General features: G+C 70.7%; 6 protein-coding genes. 2 read left to right on the top strand and 4 right to left on the bottom strand.

Features of this window, described 5'->3' with window-relative positions:
- Positions 1 to 156 precede the first annotated feature (156 nt).
- Complete coding sequence (locus ACRDP3_RS18560; protein WP_431518086.1) at positions 157 to 2,193, bottom strand: GTP-binding protein; 2,037 nt, start codon at positions 2,191 to 2,193, stop codon at positions 157 to 159.
- Between the two features lie 212 nt (positions 2,194 to 2,405).
- On the opposite strand from ACRDP3_RS18560, the gene ACRDP3_RS18555 reads away from it, so the two are divergent.
- Complete coding sequence (locus ACRDP3_RS18555) at positions 2,406 to 3,287, top strand: sigma-70 family RNA polymerase sigma factor (protein ID WP_431518085.1); 882 nt, start codon at positions 2,406 to 2,408, stop codon at positions 3,285 to 3,287.
- 32 nt (positions 3,288 to 3,319) lie between these two features.
- Here ACRDP3_RS18555 and ACRDP3_RS18550 read toward each other — a convergent pair whose 3' ends face one another.
- Positions 3,320 to 4,060, bottom strand: a complete 741-nt coding sequence (locus tag ACRDP3_RS18550; protein ID WP_431518084.1) for a Type 1 glutamine amidotransferase-like domain-containing protein — start codon at positions 4,058 to 4,060, stop codon at positions 3,320 to 3,322.
- Positions 4,061 to 4,299: 239 nt separating this feature from the next.
- Between ACRDP3_RS18550 and ACRDP3_RS18545 the strand changes: the two genes are divergently transcribed.
- Positions 4,300 to 5,580: a saccharopine dehydrogenase family protein gene (locus ACRDP3_RS18545; protein WP_431518083.1), complete on the top strand. Its 1,281-nt coding sequence runs from the start codon at positions 4,300 to 4,302 to the stop codon at positions 5,578 to 5,580.
- 67 nt (positions 5,581 to 5,647) lie between these two features.
- Here the strand turns inward: ACRDP3_RS18545 and ACRDP3_RS18540 are convergent, their stop codons facing one another.
- Both ACRDP3_RS18540 and ACRDP3_RS18535 read right to left on the bottom strand, forming a co-directional pair.
- A complete protein-coding gene (locus tag ACRDP3_RS18540; protein ID WP_431518082.1) occupies positions 5,648 to 6,310 on the bottom strand; it encodes a response regulator in 663 nt (220 codons plus the stop codon).
- Positions 6,307 to 6,774: sensor histidine kinase (locus ACRDP3_RS18535; RefSeq protein WP_431518081.1), on the bottom strand; the 468-nt coding region annotated here is incomplete at its 5' end. The genes ACRDP3_RS18540 and ACRDP3_RS18535, both read right to left, overlap by 4 nt.

Genomic DNA, 6,774 nt, shown 5'->3' with positions numbered 1-6,774 from the left:
GTCTTCAAGGGCGAGGAGGAGGTCGTCCGCATCCTCCTCGCCGGCGGGGCCGACCCCCGGGCGGGCCGGCCGTCTGCGGTGGAAACGGCCCAGACGTTCGAAAAGGCGGACCTGCTGGCCCTCTTCGACGAAAGCGCGTGACCCCACGCCGGTCGCTCAGCCTGAGCTCGCGCCGACCCGCCGCACGACGCGCAGCAGGTACTCCCTCCGGTGGAGCGGATCGTGGTCCGTCCGTGCCCGCGCCGGGACGGTGCCGCGGACCGGCTGGTAGTGGTCGAAAGCCGATTCCAGCACGCTCTCACCGCGTGTCAGCGCGGGCAGTTGCTGCTGCAGCGCGTGCACCGAGGCGACCGGGATCGCGCCCTCCAGCACGTATGACGCACCGCGCGCAGCCGGCGCCTGCGGGACGGCTCCCAGCCGGGCCAGTACGGGCAGCAGCGCCCCGAAAGTGTCGGCCGGGACCTCCAGCCGGAAGCGGTGCATCGGCTCGTACACCCTGGTGCCGACCTGCTGGAGCGCGCTCATCAGCACCAGCGGCGTCAGGTTGCGGAAGTCCCCGGCGGTGCTGGACATGCTCTTGTCGAAGGTGCCGTGGGAGTGGCTCTGCCGCGCCCAGTAACCGGAATGCGTCATCGTGACCCGGCAGTCGGGGATCTGCCACCCGTGTACCCCCTGGTGCAGCGTTTCCCGCACGGTCTCCTCGACGGCCTTCATGAACGCGTACGGCATCGAACCGAGTTCGACCTCGAGCCGGAACTCCACGCCGGTGCCGACCGGCGCCGGCTCGACGCGCAGCCCGACCGTCGCGAGGAACGGATTGGGCTCCTTGTCGATGATCTCGAAGGCCGAACCCGTACCGACGAGCCGTTCGACGCAGATCGTGGTCGTCTCGCGAAAGGTGACGTCGACGCCGAAGTCGCCGGCCAGCGTCGCCTGGATGACCTCCTTCTGCACCTCGCCGTAGAGCGAGACGGAGACTTCACGCCGGATGTCGTCCTGCCGCAGGTTGATCAGCGGGTCCTGCTCGGCGAGTTGGGAGAGCGCGACGTGCAGCGCACCGTTGTCGGCGGCACGGCAGGGCGTGACGACCGTCTCCAGCGTCGGCAGGGCGAAGTGGTGGCGCTGGTCGCGCCGGTGCTGCTCCGGGGCAGCCGCTCGCGGTACGCCGACCGTGTCACCGATCCGGATGCCGCCCAGCCCCCACAGCTTGCCGATCTGCCCGGCGGCGACGGACGCGCGCCGGACAGCCGTGCCACGGTCGAAGACGCTGATCGCGGTGACCTTCTCCTCGCCGTCCCGGCCGTCGCCGTCCGCGCCGCACCGCAGCCGGTCCCGCGCACGTACCGTCCCCGAGAACAGCCGCACGTACGCGATCTTCTCCCCGGTCGCGCCGCGTTCGACCTTGAAGACGGTGCCCGAGACCGGACCATCCGCATCACCTTCGGCGGCCGGCAGCAACTCCCTGACGGCGTCGGTCAGCGCGGCCACGCCCGCACCGGTGACGGCCGATCCGAAGAAGACCGGATGGACCAGTGCCTGCTTGGTCTGCGCGGCGAGTTCTCCGCGCATCCGCCCGTACCCAAGCGCCGCCCCGTCGTCGACGTACGCGGCCAGCAGCGCGTCGTCGCGGTCGGCGAGCACCTCGGCGAGCCGGGTCGTGAACGCGTCGTCAGCCGCGCCGTGCAGGGTGAAACCGGCGCTGGAGGTGCCGAGTTCGTGCGCCGATCCCATGGGGACGATCGCCGGTGTCAGCCGCTCGGCGATGGCCCGCAGTACGCGGTCGTCCTGCGCGCCGGCGCGGTCGATCTTGTTCACGAAGATGAGCGTGGGAATGCGCAGCCGCTGCAGCGTCCGCATCAGCACGCGGGTCTGCGCCTGCACCCCCTCGACGGCTGAGATCACCAGCACGGCGCCGTCGAGCACGTTCAGCACCCGTTCCACCTCGGCGATGAAATCCGGGTGGCCGGGGGTGTCGATCAGATTGACGGTGACGTCGTCGACGACGAACGACACGACGGCCGACTTGATCGTGATGCCGCGCTGCCGCTCCAGCGCCAGCGAGTCCGTCTGGGTACTGCCGTCATCGACGCTGCCGATCTCGTCGATGACACCGGCGGCGTGCAGCAGCCGCTCGGTCAGACTCGTCTTACCGGCGTCTACATGCGCCAGGATTCCCAAGTTGAGTGTGCTCACGGTGCGTCATGTCCTCAAGATAGGTGGTCATTACCTTTTGGGTGGACATGAACGCTGCTCGCATTTCACTCTCCGTGATCGGTCGGCTCGGTCTGAGGCAGTGGAACAGACGCCGGCCGAAGGCGGCAAACGATTTATCGCTCTCCTCTCGTCACATCGATGGCTGTTCGCTCGTCACCGCACTGACGGATCGCGACGGGAGTATGTGACCGATGGACGACAGCGAATCTCTGGCGGAACGCTTCGAGGCTCACCGCACCCATCTGCGTGCGGTGAGCTACCGGATGCTGGGCTCGGTGAGCGAAGCGGACGACGCCGTGCAGGAGGCGTGGCTGCGGCTGCAACGCTCCGGCACCGACGGTGTCGAGAACCTGGGCGGCTGGCTGACGACGGTCGTCGGACGCGTGTGCCTGGACATGCTGCGTGCGCGCACCGCGAGAGCGGAGGACCCGCTGGAAGTGCGGTTGCCCGACCCGCTGGTGAGCAGTCATGACGGGACGGACCCGGAGTACCGGGCGCTGCTGGCCGACTCCGTCGGTCTCGCGCTGCTCGTGGTACTCGAGACGCTGGCTCCCGCCGAGCGGCTGGCGTTCGTACTGCACGACACCTTCGCCGTGCCCTTCGATGAGATCGCCCCCCTGGTGGGGCGTACGCCGACCGCGACGCGGCAGCTCGCCAGCCGGGCCCGCCGCCGGATAGCGGGAACGGCCGCGGTTCCCGGCACGGATCTCGCCCGTCAGCGAGAAGTCGTCGACGCCTTTCTCGCCGCCTCCCACAGCGGCGACTTCGACGCCCTCGTCGCGGTGCTCGACCCGGACGTCGTGGTCCGTTCCGACACCGGCGCCGGAGTGGCGGGAGCTGCCGGGGCGACGAAGGAGATTCGCGGTGCGCAGGAGGTGGCCGGACGGGCGCTCACCTACCGGCGGTTCTCGTGGTTCGCACAACCGGTGCTGGTGAACGGAGCCGCGGGGCTCCTCACGACCGTGGACGGTGAGCCGTTCTCCGTGATGGGCTTCACGATCAGGGGCGGGAAGATCGTCGAGATCGACATCCTCGCCGACCCCGAACGGCTGCGCCGACTCGTCCGGTCCTGATCGGTGACCGCCCGCGCCCGACTGCCCGGTGCCTAACGCGGCGGCGGGGGCAGCCGACGGGGTTCCATCCGTTCCTCGACCGCCGACTCGCCCTCGCGCGCGACGACGTAGGCGCCCTTCCCCGGCACTTCGGCGACGGCCTCGACCAGCTCGGTTCCCCGGTAGACCAGTCCCACGCCGTCGTCCGTGCAGTGCGTGACGGGCAGGGTGCCGGCCGCGACAAGCCGGTGCACCAGGGGGCGGCGTCCCGTGTCGCTGTCGTAGTGGACGCCGTTGCCGTAGGGGAGGAAGCCGAGCGCGTCGGTGAGCGGGCGCAGTTCGGGCCCGAAGGAGTCGGTGACGCCACCCTGGAACCAGCAGATCGACCCCGCGCTGACACCGCTGAGCACGACACCGGCCTCCCAAGCGCGACGGAAGACCGCGTCAAGCCCGTGTACCCGCCACACCGCCAGCAGGTTCGCCACCGAACCGCCCATGACCCAGACGACATCCTGTTCGAGGACGGCGCCCTCGACGTCCTCGAGGTTCGGCATCGGGAAGAGATGCAGCGGCGTCAGGTCGAAACCGGCGACCCGTGCGGCCTCGGTCATACGGGCGCTGAAGTGCTCTGCGTCGCCGATCGCCGTACCGACGTACATCACCCGGGGCCGCCGCCCGTGCACCCCGGACAGATCGACGGCGTGGTGCACGAGCGCGTCGAAGGCCACCATGGTGCGGTCTCCGACGCGGTGGCCACCGGAGGTGGCGAGGATCGTGGGCTCGGAGGCGGTCATGGCGCGCGACCTTAGCGGTCGTCGCGTTCCGGCTGTCAACGGCCTCCTGCGCTCAGGCACGACCATGTGGCCGACTTGCCCGCTGGCCGACGGCCGGTACTGGTCGCCCTGGTCCGGCGACGGTGCCGCCCGATCGCGCTCCTGACGCAGGCGCATCGTGGCGCGTCCGCGAAGATGGGACCGTTCGATCTCCTCCGCAACAGCGCCCCGGCACCGCCCGGCCCGGAAGGACAGGAACCATGACGGACAGCAGCCCGCACCGCCGCGTACGCGACATCGACATCGTCGTCTACGGAGCGACCGGCTTCGTCGGCGCCCTCGTCGCCCATCACCTCGACCAGGCCGCCCCCGAGGGCACCCGGATCGCCCTGGCCGGACGCAGCGAGAAGAAGCTCGCCGCCGTCCGCGAGGGGCTGGGCGAACGCGGCCGCTCCTGGCCGCTGCTCGTCGCCGACGCGCACGACCGCCCCGCGCTGGAGAAGATCGCAGCCGCCGCCCACGTGGTCATCACCACCGTCGGCCCCTACGCCGAATACGGCCGCACCCTGGTCGCCGCCTGCGCCCGGGCCGGCACCGACTACGTCGACCTGTGCGGCGAGGCCCTCTTCGTACGCGAGAGCATCGACGCCAACCACGACCTCGCGTCCTCCACCGGCGCCCGCATCGTGCACGCCTGCGGATTCGACTCCATCCCCTCCGACCTCAACGTGCACGCCCTCCACGAGAGGGCCCGCGCCGACGGCGTCGGTGAACTGACGACGACCACCTCGGTCCTCACCGCGGTCAGCGGCGGCGTCAGCGGCGGCACCATCGACTCCGCGCGCCGGCAGATCGACGCCATGAAGAAGGACCGGGCCGCCCGCCGACTCGCCCAGGACCCCTACACCCTCAGCCCCGACCGCACCGCCGAACCCGACCTCGGCCGCCAGAGCGACCTCGTCCTGGCAAGTGCCCGCAAGGCCGGCATTCCCCTGCGCGGCACCCTCGCCCCCTTCGTCATGGCTCCTTACAACAGCCGCATCGTCCGCCGCAGTTCCGCTCTGCGCGGCCACGCCTACGGGACCGGCTTCCGCTACCGCGAGGCCATGAGCGTCGGCCGCTCCCCGCTCTCCCCGCTGTTCGCGGTCGGGGTGGCCGGAGCAGTGGGCGCGGTCTTCGCCGGCCTGGCCCTGCCGCCCACCCGCTTTCTGCTGGACAAGGTCCTGCCCAAGCCCGGCGAGGGACCCAGCCGGCGGACCCGCGAGAAGGGCCACTTCACCTTCGACACCTTCACCGTCACCACGAGCGGCGCCCGCTACGCGGCCCGTTTCCAGGCCGACGGCGACCCCGGCTACAACGCCACCGCCGTCATGCTCGGCCAATCCGCGCTCGCCCTGGTGCTGGACCGCGACGCCCTGCCCGATGCGGACGGCGGCGTCCTCACCCCCGCCACCGGCATCGGCGACGCTCTGGCCGGCCGCCTGCGCGCAGCGGGCATGACCATCACCGCCCGCGCCCTCGGCACCGTACGGCCCGAATGACCCGACCTCCCCGGCGGCGCTCGCGCCTGAAACCACCACGGCGGAGCCGGCCGGCGGGCCGTCGATGTCAGCGGTCGGGTGGGGCCACCAGGCCGGATTCGTAGGCGAGGACTACGAGTTGGGCTCGGTCACGGGCATGGAGCTTGGTCATGGCCCGGTTGATGTGGGTTTTCGCGGTCAGTGGGCTGATCACCATGCGGTCGGCGATCTGCTCGTTGGTCAGGCCCTGCGCGACCAGGACGACGGCCTCGCGTTCGCGACCGGTCAGGCCCGTCAGCTCCGTTTCGGCGCCGGTGTGGAGCGGCTGGGCGACGTACCGGTTGATCAGCTTGCGGGTGATCGACGGTGCGAGCAGGGCGTCGCCGCGCGCGGCGACACGTACGGCGTGCAGGAGGTCTTCCGGCACGATGTCCTTGACGAGGAATCCGGCGGCCCCGGCCCGCAGCGCGTTGAAGACGTATTCGTCGAAGCCGTAGTTGGTCAGGATGACGACGTGCACCCGGGCCAGATCCGGGTCCGCGGCGATGAGCCGGGTCGTCTCGATGCCGTCCAGGACCGGCATCTGGATGTCGATGAGCGCGACGTCGGGCAGGCGCTCCTTCGCCAGCGCCAGGCCCTCCTTCCCGTCGCCGGCCTCGGCCACCACCTCGATGTCGTCCTCGAGGTCGAGGAGCGCCCGAAATCCGCTGCGCAGCAGCGGCTGGTCGTCGACCAGCAGGACACGGATCACGACGTACGGTCCACGGGGAGTTCCGCGTGAACGGTGAAGCCGCCCTCGTCGCGTGGTTCCGCCCGCAGGAGGCCGCCGAGGGCGGTGACTCGTTCGCGCATTCCGAGCAGTCCGACGCCGGGTGTCGGAGCGGTGGCCGGCGTGGCCTTGCCGTCGTCATCGACTCGTACGGTGAGGGCGTCCGGACCGTAGTCGATCCGTACCGACGCCGTAGCGGCTGCGGCGTGACGGGCGATGTTGGTGAGCGATTCCTGAACGATCCGGTAGACGGTCCGGTCCACCGCTGCCGGCATGCCATGTCGGTCTCCTTCGATCGACAGCGCCGCGTCAAGGCCGGTCATCCGAGCCCTTTCCACCAGCTCAGGGATGTCGTCGAGACCCTGCGGCGGGGTCCTGTCGTCGTCGCGAAGCGCCTCCAGGGTCGCTCGCAGCTCCAAGGTCGCCTCACGGCCGGCCTGCTGGAT

Origin of the sequence: Streptomyces sp. (genome assembly GCF_050698815.1) — a bacterium.
In the GTDB taxonomy this organism is placed as follows: domain Bacteria; phylum Actinomycetota; class Actinomycetes; order Streptomycetales; family Streptomycetaceae; genus Streptomyces.
This window is presented reverse-complemented; position numbering and strand designations above follow the sequence as displayed.